Genomic DNA, 22,166 nt, shown 5'->3' with positions numbered 1-22,166 from the left:
GTTCGTGACGGTTCCATGATCGGTTCTTTGCCGGTGCCGGACCGTACGGGCACGTAGACTCGACGTCCGTACCACCTGTCACACAGCCCGCCGCGCGTTCTCTGCGCGGCGGAGGAGTCATTCACATGCCATTGGGACAAGCGTGCACACGGCCGGGGGGCGTCACGTGACCAGGACGTACGCGTTCCTCGGTCCCCGAGGCACATTCACCGAGGCCGCGCTGCGCCGGTTGCCGGACGCGGAGGGCGCCGAGCAGGTGCCGTACGAGACCGTGCCCGCCGCGCTGGACGCCCTGCGCCGCGGCGACGCCGACGCGGCGGTCGTCGCGCTGGAGAACTCCGTCGAGGGCTCGGTGCCGACCACGCTGGACGAGCTGGCCACCGGCGAGCCGCTGCAGATCGTCGCCGAGGTGCATCTGCCGGTGTCGTTCGCGCTGCTGGTGCGGCCCGGCACCACGCTCGCCGACATCAAGACCGTCGCCTCGCACCCGCACGCGCAGCCGCAGTGCCGCCGCTGGCTGGCCGAGAACGTCCCGGACGCCGAGTGGCGGGCCGCCACGTCCAACGCCGAGGCCGCCCAGCGGGTCGCCGACGGCCACTACGACGCCGCGCTGGCCGGGGCGTTCGCCGCCGACCGCTACAAGCTGTCGGTCCTGGCCGAGGACATCCACGACGTGGCCGACGCGGTGACCCGCTTCATCGAGCTGCGGCGCCCCTGCGTCCCGCCGCCGCGCACCGGCATGGACCGCACCACCGTGGTCGCCTTCATCGGCGAGGACCACCCCGGCGCCCTGCTGGAGATCCTCAACGAGTTCGCCATGCGCGGCATCAACCTGACGCTGATCCAGTCCCGGCCCACCGGCGCGGGCCTGGGCTCGTACCTGTTCTGGATGGACTTCGAGGGGCACGTCGAGGACGCCCGCGTCGGCGAGGCGCTGATGGGCCTGCGCCGCATCTGCGCCGACGTGCGGTTCCTCGGCTCCTACCCCCGGGCCGACCAGGTCCGCCCGGAGATCCGCCGCGGCACCCACGACGCCGACTTCACCGAGGCCGCCGCCTGGCTGCGCTCCATCCGCAGCGGCCGCTCCTGACCCCCGGTCAGCGCAGGAACACCCCGTACTCGGCGAGCCGCGGGGTGAGGGCCGGGGGCAGCCCCGCCAGCGCGGCGGCCTCCTCGGCGGAGACGAAGCCGCCGCAGCGCTCGCGCACCTGGACGAGCTGGTGCGCCTGCTCGGGCGTGATGCCCAGGACCGCTGCCAGGGCGGGGGCGGGGGCGTGGTTGACGTCCACCAGCCCGCCGTCGTCGAAGGCGCGGGGCAGGTCGGGCCGGCCGATGCGCATCTCGATGGCCATCGCCGGGTCGCGGTTGACGATCTCCATCGCCCGCCGGCGCAGCTCGCGGCGGTGCTCGACCTCCAGCTGGGCCCGCTGGAACGCGGCCGAGCGGTGGTCCGGCGCCTGGAAGAAGACGCGGTCGCGGATGGCGAAGGCGTGGACCGTGGCACCCATCCACACGATCATCAACGCGATGCTGAAGGCGGCGTCCCCCGGGCCGCTGTCGGGCAAGCCGGCGGTGATGAACATGACCGTCCAGGCGACGAAGTAGATGCCGGTCGCCAGCCACAGCAGCCGGGATCTCAGCCGGGCCGCCGCGAAGGCGAAGATGAAGGGGCTCACGATCCCCAAGGTGAGCACCGGGCTCAGCGCCCACGCGATGCTCAACCCCCGCCGCTTCAGTGTCGCCTGCGCCATGATTTTCTCCCCGTTGTCGCCTTTTTGACGTTCGGCGATATAAGTCGGTTGCAAGGGCAGACGTCCGCTATTGGACGCCCTGGCGGGTAAACCGCCGGCCCGCAGACGACGACGCCGCGGATACTCGCGCGCGTTGAGGGCGCCGCACCGGTAGCCTCGGGTGTGTGATTGACCTGCGAGCTCTTCGAGAGGATCCCGAGCGGTTGCGCGCCTCGCAGCGCGCCCGCGGGGAGGACGAGACCGTCGTCGACACGCTGCTCGACCTGGACGAGCGGCGGCGCAGTTCGCAGTCGGCATTCGAGCGGCTGCGCGCCGAGCAGAAGAGTTTCGGCAAGTCGGTGTCGAAGGCGCAGGGCGACGAGCGGCAGCGGCTGCTGGCCCGCGCCAAGGAGCTGGCGCAGCAGGTCAAGGAGGCCGAGGCCGAGGCCGACCGGCTCGGCGCCGAGCTGGACGCGCTGCTGAAGACCGTCCCGAACATCATCGAGGAGGGCGCCCCGCCCGGCGGCGAGGAGGACTTCGTCGTCCTGGAGCACATCGGCGAGCCCCCGCAGTTCGACTTCGAGCCCAAGGACCACCTCGAACTGGGCGAGAGCCTCGGCGCGATCGACATGGAGCGCGGCGCCAAGGTGTCCGGCGCGCGGTTCTACTTCCTGACCGGGGTCGGCGCCCGGCTGCAGCTGGCGCTGCTCAACCTGGCCATGGAGCAGGCGGTCGCCGCCGGGTTCGTCCCGATGTACCCGCCGGTCCTGGTCAAGCCGGAGGCCATGGAGGGCACCGGGTTCCTCGGCGCGCACGCCGCCGAGGTCTACCAGCTGCCGCAGGACGACCTGTACCTGGTGGGCACGTCCGAGGTGCCGCTCGCCGCGTACCACATGAACGAGATCATCGACGGGCTGCCCCGGCGGTACGCGGGCTGGTCGTCCTGCTTCCGCCGGGAGGCCGGCTCCTACGGCAAGGACACCCGGGGCATCATCCGGGTGCACCAGTTCGACAAGGTCGAGATGTTCTCCTACTGCCGTCCGGAGGACGCCCACGCCGAGCATCTGCGGCTGCTGGAGTGGGAGAAGGAGATGCTCGCCAAGGTCGAGCTGCCGTACCGGGTGATCGACGTGGCGGCCGGCGACCTGGGCGCCAGCGCGGCCCGCAAGTACGACTGCGAGGCGTGGGTGCCGTCGCAGCGGACCTACCGCGAGGTGACCTCGACGTCCAACTGCACCGACTTCCAGGCGCGGCGGCTGGCGGTGCGGTACCGGGACGAGGACGGCCGCAACCAGCCCGTCGCGACGCTGAACGGCACGCTGGCCACCACCCGGTGGATCGTGGCGATCCTGGAGAACCACCAGCAGGCCGACGGGACGGTGCGCGTGCCGAAGGCGCTGCAGAAGTACCTCGGCCTGGAGGTGCTGGAGCCCGTCAAGCACTGAGCACCGGCCGGACGACCGTACGCGGCGGGTCGCCTCCCGCTACCACGCCGGAGGCGCCCCGCCGCCGCGTTCCGCCCGCTTTCCCCGGCGCCACCCCCTGGGCAGGCCCTCGACCAGCACGGCCCAGAACACGAACTCCGATGCGCGTATCACTGTGCGCGGCGTGGCGGACCGGCGCGGAGGGCGCGTCGTCGCAACTTCCCGGAATCGCACCCGCCCGCCCCGTCATGATTTGTCTGTCCGGCCTGCGGGAGATCCGCACGGCAGACGGCCGGGCCGTGGGCCTCCGAAGGTCACTGTCTGACATATCGCCTATGGTGTGTCCCAGCCGTGCCCGCCGTCGTCACACCAACCCCTTCGATGCGCGACGACCCGGGACGCGGCCCGACGGGAAGGTGACATGTCTCGAACCATGCCGCGCCTGGTCGCCACCGACCTCGACGGGACGATCGTGCGTTCCGACGGCACCCTCTCGCCCCGCACCGTCGACGCCCTCGCCCGCGTGGAGCGCGCGGGCGCGCTGCTGGTCATGGTCACCGGACGGCCGCCGCGCTGGATGCGTCCCGTCGCCGAGGCCGTCGGGCACCGGGGCGTGGCCATCTGCGCCAACGGGGCGGTGGTGTACGACCTGCACACCGAGACGGTGCTGCGCACTCGGCTGATCGCCCCCGAGGTGCTCGCCGAGACGGTGCGGCGGCTGCGCGCGGCGATCCCCGAGCTGCGGTTCGCCGTGGAGTACCCGCACGGGTTCGTGTTCGAGGCCAGCTACAACCTGGGCAGCTGGGACGCCGAGGCGCTGGGCGGGCGGGCGGTGGACGGCGAGACGCTGGTCAGCCGCGGCGGCACCAAGCTGCTGGCGTTCCACCCCGACGCCGACCCGGACTCGCTGTCGGTCAAGGCCCGCGAGGCCGTGGGCGACCTGGTCACCGTCACGCACTCGTCGGGAAGCGGCCTGCTGGAGATGAGCGCGCACGGCGTCACCAAGGCCAGCGCCCTGGCCGAGCTGTGCGCCGAGCACGGCATCCCGCCCGCCGACGTGGTGGCGTTCGGCGACATGCCCAACGACCTGCCGATGCTGACCTGGGCGGGCACCTCCTACGGTGTGGCCAACGCGCATCCCGTGGTGCTGGCGGCGGTCACCCACACCACGGCGGGCAACGACGACGACGGCGTCGCCCAGGTCCTCGAAAAGCTCTTTCCCGGCGTTCCGGAGGACGGGGCCCGCTGATCGCAGCGCGGTGACCGGCGCCGCCGCCCGGCCTACAGGTAAGGGCCGGACTGGCGGCGGCGCTGCTCCCCCTCGTCGCCCTGCTGGGGCTGCGGTATCATCCCGGACGGCAGGGCGCGGCGCATCTGCTCCAGCTGGGCCCGCGCCGCCATCTGCTGGGCGAACAGCGTGGTCTGGATGCCGTGGAACAGCCCCTCCAGCCAGCCCACCAGCTGGGCCTGGGCGATGCGCAGCTCGGACTCGCTCGGCACCGCGTCCTCGGTGAACGGCAGCGACAGCCGCTCCAGCTCCCCGATCAGCTCGGGCGCCAGGCCGTCCTCCAGCTCCTTGATGGACGACCGGTGGATCTCGCGGAGGCGGGCCCGGCTGGCCTCGTCCAGCGGGGCCGCCTTCACCTCCTCCAGCAGCTGCCGGATCATGCTGCCGATCCGCATGACCTTGGCGGGCTGCTCCACCATGTCGGTGACCGACTTCTCGTCACCGCCCTCGGACTTGCCGCCCTCCACCGCGATGCCGTTCGGGCCGACCACCAGAACCTGCGGCTCCTGCTCGGCCCGGCCTCCGGACGGGTTCTGCGCAGACTCGTTCATGCTGTCTCCAGTGGTTTCAGACGGTCAGGACAATCTTGCCGACGTGCACGCTGTCCTCCAGCAGCCGGTGGGCCCGCGCCGCGTCCGCCATGGGGACCGTGCGGTCCACCACCGGACGCACCGCCCCCGACTCCAGCAGCGGCCACACGTGCTCGCGCACCGCCGCGACGATCTCGGCCTTCTCCTCGGCGGGACGCGCCCGCAGCGACGTCGCGTGCACCAGCGCCCGCTTGCGCAGCAGCTCGTTCAGGTCCAGCTCGGCGCGGCGGCCGCCCTGCAGCCCGATGATCATCAACCGGCCGCCGACGGCCAGCGCCGACACGTTGCGCGCCAGATACGCCGCGCCCATGTTGTCGAGGATGACGTCGAACGGGCCGTACTCGGTGAAGTCGTCCTCGCGGTAGTTGATCGCCTCGTCGGCGCCGAGCTCGCGGCAGCGTTCGGCCTTCTGCGCGCTGCCCACCGTGCACAGCACCCGCGCCCCGTGCACCTTCGCGAGCTGGATCGCCATGGTGCCGATGCCGCTGCCACCGCCGTGCACCAGGAACGTCTCGCCCTCGCGCAGCCCGGCCAGCATGAAGACGTTCGACCACACCGTACAGGCGATTTCGGGCAGGCCCGCCGCCTCGATCAGGCCGACGCCGCGCGGCACCGGCAGCACGTGCCCCGCGGGGACCGCCACCCGTTCGGCGTATCCCCCGCCGCCGAGCAGGGCGCACACCTCGTCGCCGACCCGCAGGCCCGTCACGCCCTCGCCGAGCGCGGCCACGCGGCCGGACACCTCCAGGCCCGGATACGGGGGAGCGCCCGGCGGCGGCGGGTAGAAGCCGCGGCGCTGCATCACATCGGCCCGGTTCACCGCGCTGGCCGCCACGTCGATGAGCACTTCGCCGGGCCCGGCTTCCGGATCGGGGACCCGCGTCCATTCCAGGACGTCGGCGTCCCCCGGTTCACGGATGACGATGGCATGCATACGGATCACGCTACCGGCCCTTCGGCACGCCCATCCCCCGATATCCGGACGGCCCGTCAGGCGGCAGGAGTGGATCTTGAGCGGAGGCGCATGGTAAAGGCGCACGGGTATCCTGCCGCGTGGGGTCATGCCAACCAGCTCCAAAGGATCGTTCGAGGCGGGGTCGAGGGGAGAACCGGTGGCGAGGAACGAGCACGACGGACGGTCGCTGGAGGAGCGCCTGGCATCTCTGGACGCGATGAGCAGCCAGGGCGCCGAGACGTCCCCGCCCGGCGAACCGGGCGGAGAGGAGCCGGTCAAGCCCGCCGCCGAGTCGCCGCCCGCGGCGGCCGCGGCCTCCGACGACGCCGCCTCGCCGGCCCAGGGGGCGTCGGACGCGGAGGGCACCCCCGCGGACGAGGGCACGGTCGCGCAGGCCGAGACGGCGCAGCGTCCGGCCCCGGACGCGTCCGGAAACGAGCCCGCGGCGAGCCCCCCGCAAAGCGAGACGCCCGCCGAGCCGTGGCTGTCGGCTCCGCCGCCGCCTTTCCAGGGCGCCCCTCCGGCGGCACAGCAACCTCCGGCCGACGCACAGCAGCATCCGGGCTTCCCGCCCTACGGGGACATTCCCATGCCCCAGTACGGGCCGCCCCAGCCGTTCGACGCGGGTCAGCAGCCGCCACCGCCGCCGCCCCAGCCGTACGACGGCAGCCCGATGCCGCAGCCGTTCGACGGCGGCATGCTGCCCCCGCCGTACGCGGGCATCTCCGGTTACGCACCGCCGTACGACGCGGGCCAGATGCCTCCGCCTCCGCTGCCGGGGGACCTGGGGCCGACGCCGCCTCCACCGGGGGAGCACCCCGGCCCGCAGCCCCCGCCCGCCTCCGAGAACCGGCCTGCGCAGCCGGCTCCCCCTCCCTTCCAGCCGGGGCCGCCTGCCCAGGACCCGCCGCCGACCGTGTACGAACTGTCGCCGTTCCCGTACGAGCAGGCATCGCCCCCGTACCAGCAGGCGCCGCCGCCCTATCAGCAGGTGCCACCCCCGTACCAGCAGATGTCCCCCCCGTACCAGCAGGTGTCGCCTCCGTACCAGCAGGTGTCGCCTCCGTACGAGCAGGCACCGCCCGCTGGGGAACAAGCGCCACCCGCCGGGGAGCAGGCATCGTCGGCCGGTGAGCAGACGACGCCCGCTGAGGAGCAGGCGCCGTCCACCGAGCAGGCGCAGTCCGGTGAGCAGGCGCAGTCCGGTGAGCAGGCGCCGTCCGGTGAGCAGGCGACGCCGCCTCTGGAGCAGCTGCCGTACCCCGGCGACCAGTCCGGCGGTCCCGCCCCGCAGCAGGGCGACGTCCAGAGCCCGCCCGCCGGGGCCGAGGAGACGCCTGTCCAGCAGGGCCAGCCGCCCCAGCCCGTCCAGCAGGATCAGCCCGTGCCGCCCGGCCAGCCGGGCGTGCAGGTGCCGTACGAGGGCCAACCGGGGCAACCGCCGGTCCAGCCGCCGTACGCAGGCCAGCCATGGCAGCCGGGGCAGCCCTACGGCGCGCCTCAGCCGCCCGCCCCCATGCCGCAGTACGACCCCAACAGCAACCCGGTGCCCGGCTTCGACGGTCCGCCCCCGGGCTACCCTCCGGCGCCCGCGCAGCCCCCTGCGCAGCCGGCCGCGCAGGCTCCCCAGGCTCCGCAGGGGCCGCCTCCGCCGCAGAGCGCCGAAGCCCTGAGCTCGGAGAACCTGCTCGGCCACCGGCGCATCGCCCCCTCCGGCGGGTGGCGCCGCGCCGTCTACAAGGCCACCGGCGGCAGCATCCACCCCAGCGAGTCGCAGGCCGAGCTGCGCCGCAAGGACCTCATCGCCCGCGCCCGCACCCCGGTGCAGTCCGGCCACCACCGGGTCGCGGTCATGTCGCTGAAGGGCGGCGTGGGCAAGACCACCACGACCGTCGGGCTCGGCTCCATGCTGGCGTCGCTGCGCGGCGACCGGGTGATCGCGGTGGACGCCAACCCCGACCGCGGCACGCTGTCGGACAAGCTGCGGCTGGAGACCGCCGCCACCGTCCGCGACCTGCTGAACAACCGCGACAAGATCTACCGCTACGCCGACGTGCGCGGCTTCACCTCGCAGAACGCGGCCCGGCTGGAGGTGCTGGCCTCCGACCGCGACCCGGCCATCAGCGAGGCGTTCAGCGCCGAGGACTACGCGGCGGTCGCCGTGGTGCTGGAGCGGTTCTACTCGATCTGCATCACCGACTGCGGCACCGGCCTGCTGCACTCGGCCATGTCCGGGGTGCTCCGCCTGGCCGACCAGCTCGTGCTGGTCAGCTCCCCGTCGGTGGACGGCGCCCGCTCCGCCAGCGCCACCCTCGACTGGCTGGAGGCCCACGACCACGGCCACCTGGTCCGCGAGGGCGTGGTGGTGCTGTCGATGGTCCGCAACCGCACCCGCAGCCAGGTGGACCTGGACAAGCTGCAGGCCCACTTCGAGAGCCGCTGCCGCGGGGTCGTCCGCATCCCCTACGACGACCACCTGGAGGAGGGCGCCGAGGTCGAGCTGGAGCAGCTGGCCTCGTCCACCCGCGAGGCGTACCTGAAGCTGGCCGCCATGGTCGGCGACGGCTTCGCCGTCAAGCGTGCGCAGTCCTGACCGTCCGGCGCCGGCGTACCGGCCGTCGGCGTCGGGCACGGTGATGCGCAACGTGTACGTCGGCAGGGCCGCGGCCGACGCCGCCGCCGACCGGGGCTGGTTGCTGGGCCACTTCAAGCCGGTCGGCGACCTGCGGCACAGCGGCGACGTGGAGATCAAGTGGGGGGTGCACCCGCGCGGTGAGCGGCGCGCCCGCTGGACCGAGGGCGACCGGCGCACCGCACTCCTCGTACTGATCAGCGGCCGTTTCCGCCTGGAGTTCCCGGACGGCGACGTGGTGCTGTCCGAACAGGGCGACTACGTCGTGTGGGGGCCGGGCGTCGACCATTCGTGGGAGGCGGAGGAGGACGCCGTCGTCATGACCGTCCGCTGGCCGTCCGTCCCCGGCCACCGCATCCCCGAAGAATGAGGCGGGCCGGCGCGTCAGTCCACGGTCGGTCGCCCGGCGGCCCGTGGACGGACGCGCCGGATGGCGTCAGGCCTTCACCTTCGTGTTCTGGCCGCCGCCACCGCCGAAGGCGCGGTCGTACTTCTCGCACATCTCCGGCCCGATGCGGGCACGCATCTCGTCATCCTTGAACCACGGCGTGGCCGCGACCTTCATCGGGGGCAGGTTGCCGGACAGGATGACCGCCTCGTCCTTCGGCATGGTGCGCAGATAGTCGATCGGGGCCAGCCGGACGTCCTCGGTTCCCTCATGCACCATGACGTTGTTGCGGCCGCCGTGGTGCGAGTAGCCGAGCCTGCGCTGGGACACCGCCTGGTCGCCGATGAGCCGGGAGAGGCGGTCCAGCGTCGTGTCGTCCGAGGAGCCCGGCAGGTACACCCGGGTCGTGTGGTTACCCAGCACCGTGGTGGCCCGGGAGTCGTAGAGCGTGGCGACCTGCGCCTCGTCCTGCCAGATCGACATGATCACGATGCCGTAGCCGCGGTAGGTCGCGGCCATCTTGTCGAGGGTCGGCAGCGGGGCGACGTTGGCGGCCTCCTCCAGCAGGAGCAGCGGCGGGTTGGGCAGCGGACCGGCGCCCAGCCTGCGCTGCTTCTTGCGGCAGGCCCGCAGGAAGCACTGCGCGATGCACTGGAAGGCGGGGCGGAGCATCTCCTGCTCCTCCTCGTCGCTGATGGCGTAGAGGGTCCCGCCGTTGTCCAGGACGTCGGAGATGTTCAGCACCCTGCGGCCGTAGGGGCTGTAGGGCCGCCCGTTCTCGTCGAACCTGATGTCGGTCGTCGGCGCCATCTGCGGGGAGGTGAAGGGCCTCAGGATGACGTCGGCGTTGGCCAGGATGCCGGGAAGGGTGTACTTGTCGCGCTTGGCGGTGGCCGCCAGCCCGCGCCGGGCCAGCGCGAGGTCGGTCTTGGCCTCGGGGTCGTCACCGATCTGGGCCTCGTACTCGTCGAAGAGCGCCTCGATCTCGTCGAAGCGCATGTAGCCGGTCCAGTTGGCGACATCCTGCATGTTTTTGTTCATCTTCCTGGCGATCCACAGCATCGGCCCCAGGGCGATCTGGGTGAGGTTGACCCAGTAGGTCACCTTGGGGTCCATGCTGGCGTTCGCCATGGCCGCCTCCGACAGCCACTGGGAGACCTTGTCGGCGTCGGCGAAGTTCTCGATCTCCATCAGCGGCGACCAGGCGGCCAGGTACTTCTGCTGGTGCTCCGGCCACTCGCCGGCGGGGTCGAACACGTACACCGGTCGGCCGAGCCGTTCGCCGCGCCAGCCCAGCGTCAGGTCGGCGATGTCGTTCTTGGTGGACGTGACGAACACGGCGTCGGGCCAGGTCAGGATGGTCGGCACCACATACTTGACGGTCTTGGACGAGCCCGTCGGCGCGATGACCGCGATCGAGGTGTACTTCGGCGTCGCCAGCTTGGTCGACCGGTCGTTGACCATCTCGCCCAGGTAGACGCGCCCGGACAGCGACAGGCGGTCCTCCACCCGCAACGCCTCGACATCCTCGGCCCGGGCCCAGATGGCCGAGTTGTCCCGCTGCGACTGGCGGACCTTGACACGCCACGCACGCCGCCGTTCGGCCAAGGTGCGGCGGAGCCAGCCGATCACGAGCGTCCCCACGGTGCCCGTCACCGCGACCATGACGGCGTACAGCGACCAGAACATCCAGTCCGGTCCCAGCACGGACCGGTCCTCGGCCGGCCAGGCGAGGCTCCGTTCGTCCCAGTGGCCGACCAGGGAGATGAGCAGCTGGAACGACCGCGTGGCGGACACGCCGGGCCAGGTGCCGTTGGTGACGAGCGCGACCAACCCGCCGGCGGCCCAGGCGAGGAACCCCAGGACCCAGACGGCCGCCAGCACGACCCCCACGCCGACGACGATGATCTCCTCGTTCGACCAGAGGGGGCCGTGTGCTTCCCTGACCTGCGGGGGTCCGCCCTTCTTCTTCCGCAGGCCCGACGTTCCCAGCTTCTTCTTCAGCGACACCCCGCCGCCGGGCGGGCGATCCTTGCTCAGAGCCATGAAGCGGTACCTTTCTCGGCCGGCCGGGCGCCGCGGATCAGCGGTGAGTCAGACGCCAGTCCCGCCACCGGCGTGCCGCGGCGGCCGTGCGGACTATTTCTGGATACGGCCATTGGGATGCTGTCGCCTCCCACTTGTCGGCCTCGGCGGCCGCCATCGTTCCCAGCGCCTCTGCCGTAACGCGGCGCCAGGATTCGAACCGCGCCGCCCACGCCTCCGCGTCCCCGGGGCTATGTCCATGTGCGATGAGACGGGGAACGAGCATGGCGGGTTCAGTCCACGCGGCCCCCCGGCAGGCCGCCGCCCAGTCCAGCAGGTAGGCGCGGTCTTCGGTGACCAGGACGTTGCCGGGGTTGAGGTCGGTGTGGACCAGCATGTCGCCGGACACCGCGGGCGGGCGGACGGCGAGCCCCGCCCACCGGCGCTCGACCCGCCTGGACACCACGTCCGGGCAGCGCAGCCCCTGGAGCGCCGTCAGCACCGCCGCGACCTTGACCAGGTCCGCCGAGCCCGGGGAGTAGTCCACGTACCGTCCCGCCACGTGCTCGAACCCGAGGACGAGCCACCCGCCGGCCAGCACCCTGCACAGCAGCCGCGGGGCGAGGCCCGCCACGTACGGGTTGATCCTGGCCTCGTTGTCGAGCCACGGCGCGTCCCGGGCGTCGGCGGGCACGCCCTTGGCGAAGATCCTGCCGTCCGGCGTCTCCAGCACGGACGCGATCTCGGACCGTTCCCCGATCTCGATGCGCTCCACCTCGGTGACGGGCCCGACATGCGCCTCCACCGCCTCGCGGGTCTCACGGGGCAGCTCGGCCCAGGGCCGGTGCCGCGCGCCCGGAGGCGAGCTCTGCACCTGCGTCACGCCGTCCCCTTCCGGCGGAAGACGTCCAGCACGAACTGCTCGTCCGAGTGGTGCACGAGCCGTTCCAGCTCCTCGCGCGCCTCGATCACCGGGTGCACGTCGTGCCCGTTGTAGCGGCGCGGGGGGCCGTTGCCGCACCAGTGCACGGCCACGAGATCGCCGCCGGCCTCCAGCCGGTCGACGAGCCCGTCCAGCATCAGATCGAGGTCGTCCCGGGACAGGTAGTAGAGGATCTCGCTGACGACGACCAGGTCGAACGGACCGTTCGGCAGCTGCGCGGGCAGCGTAGACCGCCGCACCTCGACATGGTCGAAGTCGCGCACCGCCGCGCGGGCCTGCCGCACCGCGTCCTCGGCGAAGTCGACGGCGAGCAGCCGGTCGCAGCGCGGCGCGAGCAGCCGGGTCAGCTCCCCTATCGAGCAGCCGGGCTCGAAGCAGGCGCGGTAGCGCTCCCGCGGCAGCGACGCCAGGGTGATCGCGTACTTGCGGCGTTCGTACCACCGGCGCGCCAGGCCCCACGGGTCGGGATCGCGGGCGTACCGGCGGTCGAAGTACTCCTCGCTGAAACTCGTCGGCGGCGGTTCGGCCGTTCGCCGCTCCTCGGCGCGCACTTGTCGGTCTGTCACGGCGGCACCTCTCCTCGCTCCGGCCGAGCCGGCGGCGGGGCCGGTCGTCGTCCCGGCCGCCGCCGTCCAGGCCCGGTGCTTTCGGCTGCGGCGGGACGATGTCGTGTTTCTCCGGGCCGAACCGCGCCGGCGGAACCCGGCGGACCACCGATCCGCGCGCCGCGTCGACGTTCCGCACGGCGCACCGCTCGGTCCGGCAGCGGGCTCCGGCGCCGCGGCCCCGCCCAGAGCCGGGGACGGCGCAGCGGAGGCCGTCGAAGACCCGGCGGCGGCCGCGGGTGTATCCGTCCGACCTCACGGGCGGTTCCGGTCGCCGTGCGGACGACCGGCGGCCGGGAAAGGGAGTCGGGCAGGTGGCCGTCCACGCGGACGAGGATTTCCCTCACTGGCGGCCTCCCGTGCCCATTCACATCCTCTGCACATCTGCACCGAGATCGCGGCGGCACCGGTCGAGCCCCGGCCATCAGTCCCAGCCCGTCCGGGCACGAATCCACGCGCGCACCGCGGTGGCCTGGAGATCCTGGAAGGCGCGCAGATTGGGGATTCCGGGCGGCGGCGGCTGCGCGACGGCCTCGGCCCACATGCCGCTGAGCCCGGCGAGGAAGGCGGTCACATGGTCCGGCGGCACCGCGGCCAGGACCCGGTCGTCGGCGAGGAACGGCTCGGGGTCGCCGCCGTAGGTCGCCACGTTCACCAGAAGGCACACCTTGTCGATCCAGGGGGCCCCGGCCGACGCCCAGGACCAGTCGACGATGTAGTCGCCGTCCCGGGACGAGATGATGTTGTCGGCGCGCAGATCGAGATGCACCAGAAAGTCGCCCGCCGTGAACTCCAGGGCGTCCTCGGCGGCCGCGGCCAGCCGGTCCAGGTGGCGGCGCTCCCAGTCCGACAGGGCGTCCAGGCCGTTGCCGTCGGCCAGCCGCCGGTAGGCCCGGAAGCTCTCGTCCAGCCGGTCCGGAACCGGCGGGAGGGCGGCCAGATCACCGCCCACCGGCGCGGCGGTCAGCAGCTCGACGGTGCCCAGCAGCCGCCGCACGTCCACCGCCCGCCAGGGCACCTCGGGCGGAGCGCCGTCGACCGCCTCGAAGACGAGCGCAACCCAGCCGTCGTCGTGGACATGGCGAAGCCGCGGCGCGGGCACCCGGCCCGGCAACGCGGCGGCACACCTGGCCTCGTCCCGGTACATCACCGGAGACACGGGATTGAGATCGGGATGCACCGCCTTGACGAAGTACCGCTCCCCATCGGCGCACGTCACAACGGCCGCCACGCCGGGAGAGAAACCGCCGCGCCGGGTGCTGGACGCGACGACGGGCGAACCGAGCCGGTCTTCGATGGCGCAACGGACCTCGGGCGGCAAAGCCGTCCATCCCATCCGGCGCGCCGAAACGGGCAGGCCCGCCGGGGTCGGCTCACCCAATCGGCCCCCAACCCCACTCGTACCGACGCCGTGTCCCCCCAGGGCCGACGAGACGGCAGCCTCGCGGCGACGGACATCGGCCTGATGTTCCCGGCGTCGCCAGGTTCGCCGCGTGATCATAATCTTCGGCCGGGCGGCGGACAACCCTGCCGCCGCCCGGCGACGCGCCGTCCGCCACCGCCCGCCCCGCCGGAGAGGTGTGCTCGGCATGCGTGGACCGGTCACGCCGTTGGCCGGGGGCTCCGCCCGGCGCGCATCCCGCCGGAGCGATCGTTCCGCCCGGCGGGCGGCGGCGGTTAGTATCCGCTCCGGCGGACGGCAAGGGGTGTCGAGCGTGGCATCCCGCCAAAGGCGGGACTCGGAGAACGGCGAGCGGCATGCGGGTATTGGTCACCGGCGGAACGGCCTTCCTGTCCCGCGCGGTGGCCGAGACCGCGATCGCCCGCGGCCACCGGGTGGTGTGCCTGACCCGCGGCGCGTCCGGCCCTCCGCCGCCCGGCGCGACCCACGTGCGGGCCGACTGGACCCTCCCGGACCCGGGCCCGCCGCCGGACGGGACGTTCGACGCGGTGATCGATGTCGCGCGCCGTCCGGCCCGGCATGTGCGGCTGCTCGCCGAACGGATGCGCGACCGCGTGGGGCACTGGACGTTCGTTTCGTCCTGCCTGGTGTACCGCGACCGCTCCACGCCCGGCGCCACAACGGACGCCGAGCTGGTCGAGCCGGCCGAGACCGGGCCGTTCCCGCAGGCCAAGCGGGCGGCGGAGGAGGCGGTGGCGCGGCTGTTCGGGCCGCGCGCCCTCATCGTCCGGCCGGGTCTGATCGTCGGCCGGGAGGACCGCTCCGACCGGTTCGGCTACTGGCCGGCGCGGATCGCGCGCGGGGGGACCGTGCTGGCGCCGGGTGAGCCGGGCGACCTCGTCCAGTGGATCGACGTCGCGGACCTGGCGGAATGGCTCGTGCGGTGCGCCGAGCAGCGGCGGTCCGGAGTGTTCGACGCCGTCGGGACACCGGTCGGCTTCGGGGCCATGCTGGACGGCATGGTCGCGGCCCTGGGCGCCCGTTGCGACGTTGTGTGGGTTCCGCAGGACTTCCTGCTGGCCGCGGGTGTGGCCCCGTGGTCCGGGCCGTGCTCCCTGCCGCTGTGGGTGCGCCGCCCCGAGGAGGCGGGTCTGCTGAGCCGGGACCCGCGGCCCGCGGCACAGGCGGGGCTCAGCTGCCGCCCACTTGCCGAAACCGTCCGCGCCTGCCTGGACTGGGAACGCTCGCTGGGCCCGGAGCGCGAACGCCGAGCGGGACTCGACCCCGCCACCGAGCGGGCCGTGCTCGACCGCTGGCGCGCGCAGCGCGGCTGACCGTCACCGCCGCGTGGCGGTGACGTGCCGGGCGCGTTCCGGGGAGACGGCCCACCGCGGTGTGCTCCCCGACCGCAACCGTTCCAGGTCGTCGACGATCTCGCTGAACATCCGCTGGTTCGCCGCCCGCAGTCGGCCCGCGACATGGGGGGTGTGAACCACGTTGGGCAGGCCTCGCAGCGGATGGCCGGCCTCGGCGGGCTCGGTATCCCACACGTCGATGCCGAGCGTGACGTCCCCCGCGACGACTCGCTCGACCAGCGCCTCGAAGTCGACGGTCGACGCACGGCCCAGCAGGATCACCACCGTCCCGGGGCGCAGTGCCGCCACCGCGGCGCGGTCCACGATGCCGGCGGTGTCGCGCCGCGGCTGCGTCGCGACGACCAGCACGTCCGCCGCGCCGGCCAGCTCACGCACGGGCCGCACCCGCACGCCGAGATCCGCCGCCCGCGCGTCGTCGAGATAGGACGACCAGACGTCGACCCGGCAGCCGAAGGGGCGCAGCATCGCCACGAGCGCCCGCCCGATCTCCCCCATGCCGACGATGCCGACCCGGCTGCCGCGCAGGTCGCGGTCGATGCCGTCATCGTCGGTCCAGCCGTCGTACCAGCCCCCGGCGGCCACGGCCGCATGGTGCGCCGGGATCCGGCGCAGGCAGGACAGGATGAGGCCGAGCCCGAACTCGGCCACCGTCCAGCCCATCGACCCCGACGAGTCGACCAGCGTGATGCCGCGCTCCACCGCCTCGGCCGGGTCGAGGAACCGCCACCGGTTGTCCTGCCCGCAGCCGACGAAGGTCAGCCGGGGGAGTTCGGCGAGACGCGCGGCCGTCAGCCGGGGCAGTCGGGTCGCCCATCCGGCCACCACCAGCGCGGTGCTGTCGCGCAGCGCGTCCAAGACCGCCTGCTCGCCGGCGGTGTCGGGCAGATGCACGACCCGGCCCAGGGTTTCGAGCCGGGCCGACGCCGGTGCGGTGATGCTCACCTGGCGGCCGAAGTCGTCCGAGACCAGGAGGATGCGCTCGTCTGTCACCCGGCGACCGGCCCTCCGGCCGCCACGCCCTCGCGCAGCGTGTACGCCGGGTCGAGGGGAAGGCGCTGACGGCCGCCGCCGAGGGCGGCCCGGTAGCCCGCCAGGCAGATCTCCAGCGCCGCCGTCGCGCGGGCCGCGTCGTGCGCGGGCTGCCTGCCCTCGTCCAACGCGCGGATCAGCTCGTCCAGGGAACGCAGCCACTGCGTCGCGGCGAGCGGGCTCTCGATGTCGGCGTCGGTCTCCACGGAGCCGTCGACCACGCGCAGCCCGGGGCCGGGACGCCAGCCGCCCTCCCCGTCAGGCGCCACGCAGCCGATCTCGATGGCGCCGGCGGTGCCCCAAATCCGCAGCAGCGGCTGCCCGAGCGGCGTGCCTCGGGTCTCCAGGACGCCCCGGACCCCGCCCGCGTGCTCCCAGGTGATCAGGGCGTGCCCTTCGAGCCGCAGCCCGGCGTGCGCCTGCGGCTCGCTGAAGTCGGCCAGCCCGTCCACCCATGTCACCGGGTCGTCGTCCACGACCATCCGGGCGAAGTCGATCCAGTGCGGCCCCCAGTCCAGCAGGGTGCCCTTGGGGCCGAACGCCTCGATGCGCACCGGGTCCCCGACACGGCCGCCGCGCAGCAGCTCCAGCGCCCGGACGAACGGCGCACCGAACCGGCGCTGGTGGTTGACGGCGAGCGTGACCCCGTGGCCGGTGGCGTACCGCACCGTCTCCCGCGCCTCGGCCAGCGACAGCGCCAGCGGCTTCTCGCACAGGACACCGCCGCGGAACCCCAGTTCGACGAGCCGCCGCACGATGCCGGGCTGCTCGGCGGGCCCGGCCGCGACGATGACGACCCGCGGGCCGACGGCGACCAGCTCGTCCAGGGTGTCCACCGCCCGCGCCCCGTGCCCGGCCGCCAGCTCGCGCGCCTTGGCACCGTCGATGTCGGTGCAGGCGACCAGATCCGCGGTCGCATGGCGGGACACGGTGATCGCGTGGGCGCCGCCCGCGGTGCCGCAGCCGACGAGGGCCACGGCGGTGCGCCTGTGCTCGAATGCCTGCTCGTCGGACTCGGGCTCGTTGCTCAATCCAGCACGTCCATCCTGGGGAAGATCGGTTCGGGCTTCACCATTGTGCGGCCCGGCAGGCCCGCCAGCCAGTCCCCGGGGTCGCCCAGGCGGCGGCTCTCCTCGCCGATCGTCGCCAGGATCTTCTCCGCCGACGCGGGCAGGAACGGCAGCAGCAGCAGGCCCACCTGGCGGATGGCACCGGTGAGGTGCAGGAAGACGGTGTCCATGCGGGCGTCGGCCGCCTCGTCGCCCGCCTTCGCCGCCTTGGCCAGGTGCCACGGCGCGTTGCTGTCGACGTAGGCGTTGGACGCGCGGATCAGGTCGCCGACATGGGCCAGCGCCTCGCGGTGGTCGTAGCCGTTCATCGCCGCCACCACGCCCTCGGCGCTCGCGGCCGCCTGCCTGGCGAGCTGCTCGTCCAGGTCGGTGCGCTCGCCCCCGGCCTGCGGGATCGTCCCCTTCCGGTACCGCCCGATCATGCTGGCCACCCGGCTGACCAGGTTGCCCAGGCCGTTGGCGAGGTCGGTGGTGTAGCGCTGGACGAGCCGTTCCTCGTTGAAGTCGCCGTCCTCGAACGGTGAAATGTCGGCGAGCAGGGCGTAGCGCACCGCGTCCAGGCCGTACTTGTCGACCATCGCCACGGGGTCGACGACGTTGCCCAGCGACTTGCTGAGCTTGCGCCCGTTGGCCGTGACGTAACCGTGGACGACCGTCTTGGTGGGCAGCGGCAGCCCCGCCGACATGAGCATCGCCGGCCAGTAGACCGCGTGGAACCGCGTGACGCCCTTGCCGAGGACGTGGACGCGGGACTCGGCGTTCTCCCAGTAGCGCCGGTACTTCTCGTCGCCATCAACCCAGCCCAGGGCGGTGATGTAGTTGGTGAGCGCGTCGATCCAGACGTAGATCACCTGGCTGGGGTCGCCGGGCACCGGGATGCCCCAGCCGCGGGCGCGCTCGGTGGACCGGGAGACGCTGATGTCCTCCAGCCCCGACTCCACGAAGCTGACCACCTCGTTGTAACGGCTCGCCGGGACGATCCGCAGCGCGCCGGACTTGAGCGCGTCCAGCAGCCGGTTCTGGTACCGGGAGAGCCGGAAGAAGTAATTCTCCTCGCTCACCAGCTCCGGTTCCACCAGGTGCTCAGGGCACTTTCCGTCCACCAGTTCCGCAACCGTGTAGAACTGCTCGCAGCCGACGCAGTAGAGCCCTTCGTAGCTCTTTTTGTAGATGTCGCCGTTGGCGGCGATCAGCTCCCAGACGCGGGAGGCCCCCTCGATGTGCCGCCGGTCGACGCTGGTCCGGATGAAGTCGTCCTGGCTCATCCCCAGCTGCTCGGTGAGCTGCTCGAAGTAGACGACGTTGCGGTCCACCAGCTCGCGGGTGGAAATGCCTTCGGCCTCCGCGGCGATGACGTTTTTCAGGCTGTTCTCGTCGGAGCCCGTCAGGAAGAAGACATCTTCTCCCCGGAGGCGCTGGAAACGCGCGAAGCAATCCGCCTGGACATACTCCAGCGCATGCCCGAGATGAGGCCGCGCGTTGACGTATGGAATCGTGGTAGAGATGAAGCTGCCGTTGCTCACATCGCCCTCATCGTTGTTCGCGGTTCGCTTGTCCGCCGACGCGCCCGGACGCCAGTCTATCCGTCCCGCTCAGGCCCCCGCGGAGCGGCGACCGCGGCGCCGACCGGCCATCCCATGCGGTGCAGGTCGCGCAGCAGCGGCCGGGCGAGGTCGCTGAACAGGCAGTCGTTGCGGAGGATCCACTCCTCGTCCATCACCCGCGTGTACCGCCGGCTGTAGTAGCCGTAGTGGTGCAGGACGCGGATGCGGTCCGCCGCAAGACGCCGGGTGAACGCCAGCTCCCAATCCCGCCAGTGTATCGGGAAGTAGGCTTCCAGCTCCCCGAATTCCACGGGCGGTGACTGCTCGCGCACGATGCGCGTCCAGATGTAGATGAGGCTCTGGTAGACGTCCAGATCGGCGTCGGAGAAGTTCTCCAGAGCCTTCAGCGTGGCGGTCAGGACGGGGTGCCCGGCGGGCAGCGCCAGGCAGCCGAGATGGACGATCTTTCCGTCGTCCAGCAGCAGCACCTCCGGCGTGTCACCCAGATCGGCGCACGTCAACGTGTCGGTGTCGAGGTAGATACCGCCGTGCTCGGCGAGGAGCGCGAGCCGCACGAGGTCCGACCGGTGCGCCACGAAGCGCATCCGGCCGTACAGGTCGCGCAGCACCGGCGGCAGCAGCGCGGCCGGATCCAGCGGCTCCACCGCGACTGCGGGCAACCGCCGCACGTTGTCGAAGTGCGGGTTGTCCACCGGGGGGTCGTCCACCACCACGACGACCGGCATCCCGGACGCGTGCCGCGCTGCGGACGCGACCGCCAGGTAGTTGCCGAAGTCGAAGTCCTGGCCGGACCAGTAGAAGAAGATCGTCACCTTGCCTTCGCCTCCTCCCGGGCGCGACCCGCCGCCCCCGGCAGCCCCACCCGCCAGACGAGTTCTGTACTCAACGGCCCCTCGAAGGCCAGGAAGTGGCCCGCATACGTCGCCAGCGGCACCAGCTGCGAGGCGTACGCCAGGACCGCGCGGTGCTTGACCGCCCAGTCCCGCGCCGTGAGCCGGACGGTGCGCGCCTCCGCCAGCCCGTACCGCGTCACAGCCGGCGCCATCCGGTCCCGCCAGACGTCGTCGGCCAGTGTCTCGGCGCCCGGCCCGCCCCAGTGCCGCGACCGGCCCGCGTACGGCTGGTCGGCGTACAGCCAGACGTCCGCGTCCAGCCGCGCCAGGGCGGCGAGGGCGGCGTCCCTGACGCGGTGATGGTCGGCGTGGCGGCACACCGCGGCCGGGACGAGCACCAGCGCGTCCTCGGTGACCAGCGCTTCGATCGCCTCGGTCAGCGCGTCCAGGGACGGCGGCGCGCCGTAGATCCCGTCCGGGTACGCCAGGTGCACCGGCTCGGCGCCGATCACGCCGCAGGCGCGGCGGTCCTCCAGTGCCCTGGCCCGGGCGGCCTCGGCGCCGGTGGCGAATCCGCACAGCCGGTCCCACTCGGAGGCGGCGCCGCCGGGCGGCGCGCCGCCGTGGACGGTGACGACGGTCACCGGGACGTCCGCCGCCGCCAGCAGCCCGCCGACGGACAGCAGCGCGTCGTCGAAGTGCGGCGACAGCGCCACCACGCGGCCCGGCGCGTTCCGGTCGATCATGTCATCCGGCCGTAGCCACAGGTGGCGCACTGGTCCAGTTGGAACTCGCCGCGGACGTTGGCGCGGTGGACCCGCATGCGCTCCTCGGAGGACCAGGCCTCCTCGATCGTCATGTCCCGGATGTTCCCGAAGGTCTTGCGGGCCAGGTAGTCCTCGCAGCACAGGATGAGCTGGCCGTGGGCGTTGATGTGCAGCTCGTTCATCACCACGCCGCACGCCTTGCGGCGGTTGACCTTGATCGGGATGAGGCCGCCGCGGTTGGAGGCGTTCAGTTTGATCGACTGCGCGGTCTTGTACCGGATCTTCGGGTGCGCGCCCCCGTGCTCGTCGAAGATCGCCTTGACCCCGGGCGGCATCTTCTCGCCGTGCTGGGTGATCACGAAGGCGTCGACGGAGGGCAGCAGCCGTTCGAACAGCTCGGGCGTCAGGTAGTCCCCGTTGGTGTAGAGCGCGATCCTGGCCTTGGGCATCTCGTGCCGGGCCATCTCCAGCAGGTACGGCATGCGCTCGTCGGCCAGGGGCTCGCCGTAGTTGTGCGGGCTGAACTGGTTGCAGAAGTGGTTGCGGCCGAGATCGCTCACGATCTTGTAGAAGAGGTCCTCGGGCATCCGCACCTCGTTCTGCCGCAACCCGCGGTCGAACACGCTGTTCGGGCAGTAGTCGCACCGCCGGTTGCAGTACGTGGTCGTCTCGACCTCGACGTACATGGGCTGATGGTCGGCGAAGAGTCCCATCCGCGATCACCTCATCCGGTGCCGCCGAGTCGGCGCGCGTAGATCAGCAGGAAGTAGCGGAAGCCGGTGGTGAGCCGCAGCGGCGGCACACACGCGCGGTTGCGTTCGTTGAAGTGGCTGACGATGTAGGTGAACCCGTGCTCGTCCAGGCGGCCGAGGATGCGGTGCAGCGTCTGCGGGAGCTCGTTGAATCCGTGGTACTCGATGAGCACCTGGTCCACCAGGGCGAGCCGGTCGCCCAGCTCGTCGACGACCTCCCATTCGGAGCCCTCGATGTTGAGCTTGAGCAGCGACACCGGTTCGCGGACATGGCCGCTCAGCGTCTCGGCGGGCACCGTCGTGATGCGGCCCGGCGCGGACCGCACCCGCAGGCTCCCCGCGTCGGTGCCGGTGGCGAGGAACTCCAGTTCGCCCTCCCGCCCGGCGAGGGCGACGTTGTGCGCCCGCACGTCCGACGCGCCGTTGCGCGCCAGGTTCCGGGTGAGCACCGCGAACAGCTCCGGGTCGGGTTCGAAGGCCAGGATCCGCGCACCGGGGAACAGCCGACGCCAGTGCAGCGCGCTGAGCCCGAGCCACGAACCGCCGTCGATGATCACTCCGGGCGGCGCGAGGCCGTCGACATCGTAGACGCGGTCCCGGAACAGCAGCTCCACGGTCGACGCGAACGCGCGCGGGTGGCGGTACTCCAGCTCCCAGGGGCCGAGCCGGACGGTCCCCTGGGGCGGACAGCCGGGAGCGCGCAGCCGCGCGCACAGATCCGCGATCTCGTCCGGCTCGATGACGGCGTCGGCGGCCGGGCGCAGGTACCGGTCCGGCACGGGCACTCCTCTC

Annotated in this window: 20 protein-coding genes; 6 read left to right on the top strand and 14 right to left on the bottom strand. The window is 72.5% G+C overall.

Translation table 11 applies throughout. The features are described from left to right. Positions 1-166 precede the first annotated feature (166 nt). Positions 167-1,090 (top strand): prephenate dehydratase, encoded by a 924-nt coding sequence (gene pheA, locus QSK22_RS14330; RefSeq protein WP_285494621.1) that lies wholly within the window; start codon positions 167-169, stop codon positions 1,088-1,090. 7 nt (positions 1,091-1,097) lie between these two features. Here the strand turns inward: pheA and QSK22_RS14325 are convergent, their stop codons facing one another. After that, positions 1,098-1,751 carry a helix-hairpin-helix domain-containing protein gene (locus QSK22_RS14325; RefSeq protein ID WP_285494620.1) on the bottom strand — a complete coding sequence of 218 codons (654 nt, stop codon included), beginning with the start codon at positions 1,749-1,751 and terminating at the stop codon, positions 1,098-1,100. Between the two features lie 164 nt (positions 1,752-1,915). Here QSK22_RS14325 and serS point away from each other — a divergent pair, with 164 nt between their 5' ends. After that, positions 1,916-3,175, top strand: coding sequence for a serine--tRNA ligase (gene serS / locus QSK22_RS14320; protein ID WP_285494619.1), 1,260 nt, complete (start codon positions 1,916-1,918; stop codon positions 3,173-3,175). Positions 3,176-3,575: 400 nt separating this feature from the next. Continuing rightward, complete coding sequence (locus QSK22_RS14315) at positions 3,576-4,403, top strand: HAD family hydrolase (protein ID WP_285494618.1); 828 nt, start codon at positions 3,576-3,578, stop codon at positions 4,401-4,403. Positions 4,404-4,435: 32 nt separating this feature from the next. On the opposite strand, the gene QSK22_RS14310 is transcribed toward QSK22_RS14315, so the two are convergent. Next, entirely contained in the window at positions 4,436-4,993 is a 558-nt protein-coding gene (locus QSK22_RS14310; protein WP_285494617.1) for a bacterial proteasome activator family protein, read from the bottom strand. Between the two features lie 16 nt (positions 4,994-5,009). Next, complete coding sequence (locus tag QSK22_RS14305; RefSeq protein WP_285494616.1) at positions 5,010-5,966, bottom strand: NAD(P)H-quinone oxidoreductase; 957 nt, start codon at positions 5,964-5,966, stop codon at positions 5,010-5,012. Positions 5,967-6,144: 178 nt separating this feature from the next. On the opposite strand from QSK22_RS14305, the gene QSK22_RS14300 reads away from it, so the two are divergent. Then, complete coding sequence (locus QSK22_RS14300) at positions 6,145-8,580, top strand: MinD/ParA family ATP-binding protein (protein WP_285494615.1); 2,436 nt, start codon at positions 6,145-6,147, stop codon at positions 8,578-8,580. Positions 8,581-8,623: 43 nt separating this feature from the next. Next, complete coding sequence (locus QSK22_RS14295) at positions 8,624-8,989, top strand: cupin domain-containing protein (protein ID WP_285494648.1); 366 nt, start codon at positions 8,624-8,626, stop codon at positions 8,987-8,989. Between the two features lie 66 nt (positions 8,990-9,055). Here the strand turns inward: QSK22_RS14295 and QSK22_RS14290 are convergent, their stop codons facing one another. From QSK22_RS14290 to QSK22_RS14275, 4 genes are all read right to left on the bottom strand, one after another. Next, positions 9,056-11,053 carry a type IV secretory system conjugative DNA transfer family protein gene (locus tag QSK22_RS14290; RefSeq protein WP_285494614.1) on the bottom strand — a complete coding sequence of 666 codons (1,998 nt, stop codon included), beginning with the start codon at positions 11,051-11,053 and terminating at the stop codon, positions 9,056-9,058. Positions 11,054-11,090: 37 nt separating this feature from the next. Continuing rightward, positions 11,091-11,915, bottom strand: a complete 825-nt coding sequence (locus QSK22_RS14285) for a phosphotransferase family protein (protein WP_285494613.1) — start codon at positions 11,913-11,915, stop codon at positions 11,091-11,093. Continuing rightward, positions 11,912-12,541, bottom strand: a complete 630-nt coding sequence (locus QSK22_RS14280; RefSeq protein WP_285494612.1) for an SAM-dependent methyltransferase — start codon at positions 12,539-12,541, stop codon at positions 11,912-11,914. Before QSK22_RS14280 ends, QSK22_RS14285 begins: the two co-directional genes overlap by 4 nt. A 463-nt stretch (positions 12,542-13,004) precedes the next feature. Then, on the bottom strand, positions 13,005-13,811 hold the full coding sequence (locus tag QSK22_RS14275) for a phosphotransferase family protein (RefSeq protein ID WP_285494611.1): 807 nt from the start codon (positions 13,809-13,811) through the stop codon (positions 13,005-13,007). 527 nt (positions 13,812-14,338) lie between these two features. On the opposite strand from QSK22_RS14275, the gene QSK22_RS14270 reads away from it, so the two are divergent. Then, on the top strand, positions 14,339-15,316 hold the full coding sequence (locus QSK22_RS14270) for an NAD-dependent epimerase/dehydratase family protein (RefSeq protein WP_285494610.1): 978 nt from the start codon (positions 14,339-14,341) through the stop codon (positions 15,314-15,316). 3 nt (positions 15,317-15,319) lie between these two features. Here QSK22_RS14270 and QSK22_RS14265 read toward each other — a convergent pair whose 3' ends face one another. From QSK22_RS14265 to QSK22_RS14235, 7 genes are read right to left on the bottom strand one after another with little or no spacing between them, the layout of a single operon-like run. After that, positions 15,320-16,348: an NAD(P)-dependent oxidoreductase gene (locus QSK22_RS14265; protein WP_285494609.1), complete on the bottom strand. Its 1,029-nt coding sequence runs from the start codon at positions 16,346-16,348 to the stop codon at positions 15,320-15,322. Beyond that, positions 16,345-17,418, bottom strand: coding sequence for a Gfo/Idh/MocA family protein (locus QSK22_RS14260; protein WP_285494608.1), 1,074 nt, complete (start codon positions 17,416-17,418; stop codon positions 16,345-16,347). Before QSK22_RS14260 ends, QSK22_RS14265 begins: the two co-directional genes overlap by 4 nt. Continuing rightward, complete coding sequence (locus tag QSK22_RS14255; RefSeq protein ID WP_285494607.1) at positions 17,415-18,980, bottom strand: class I tRNA ligase family protein; 1,566 nt, start codon at positions 18,978-18,980, stop codon at positions 17,415-17,417. Before QSK22_RS14255 ends, QSK22_RS14260 begins: the two co-directional genes overlap by 4 nt. Positions 18,981-19,036: 56 nt before the next feature. Continuing rightward, positions 19,037-19,834, bottom strand: a complete 798-nt coding sequence (locus tag QSK22_RS14250) for a glycosyltransferase (protein WP_285494606.1) — start codon at positions 19,832-19,834, stop codon at positions 19,037-19,039. Next, complete coding sequence (locus QSK22_RS14245; protein WP_285494605.1) at positions 19,831-20,601, bottom strand: PIG-L deacetylase family protein; 771 nt, start codon at positions 20,599-20,601, stop codon at positions 19,831-19,833. The genes QSK22_RS14250 and QSK22_RS14245 overlap by 4 nt, the downstream gene beginning before the upstream one ends. Continuing rightward, on the bottom strand, positions 20,598-21,335 hold the full coding sequence (locus QSK22_RS14240) for a radical SAM/SPASM domain-containing protein (RefSeq protein WP_285494604.1): 738 nt from the start codon (positions 21,333-21,335) through the stop codon (positions 20,598-20,600). The genes QSK22_RS14245 and QSK22_RS14240 overlap by 4 nt, the downstream gene beginning before the upstream one ends. 11 nt (positions 21,336-21,346) lie before the next feature. After that, positions 21,347-22,153, bottom strand: a complete 807-nt coding sequence (locus tag QSK22_RS14235; protein ID WP_285494603.1) for an FkbM family methyltransferase — start codon at positions 22,151-22,153, stop codon at positions 21,347-21,349. Between the last annotated feature and the right edge of the window lie 13 nt (positions 22,154-22,166).

This window comes from Actinomadura sp. NBRC 104425, assembly GCF_030269545.1.
Classification (GTDB): Bacteria; Actinomycetota; Actinomycetes; order Streptosporangiales; family Streptosporangiaceae; genus Spirillospora; species Spirillospora keratinilytica.
The sequence above is the reverse complement of the archived record's forward strand: the minus strand, read 5'-3'. Positions and strand labels throughout refer to the sequence as shown.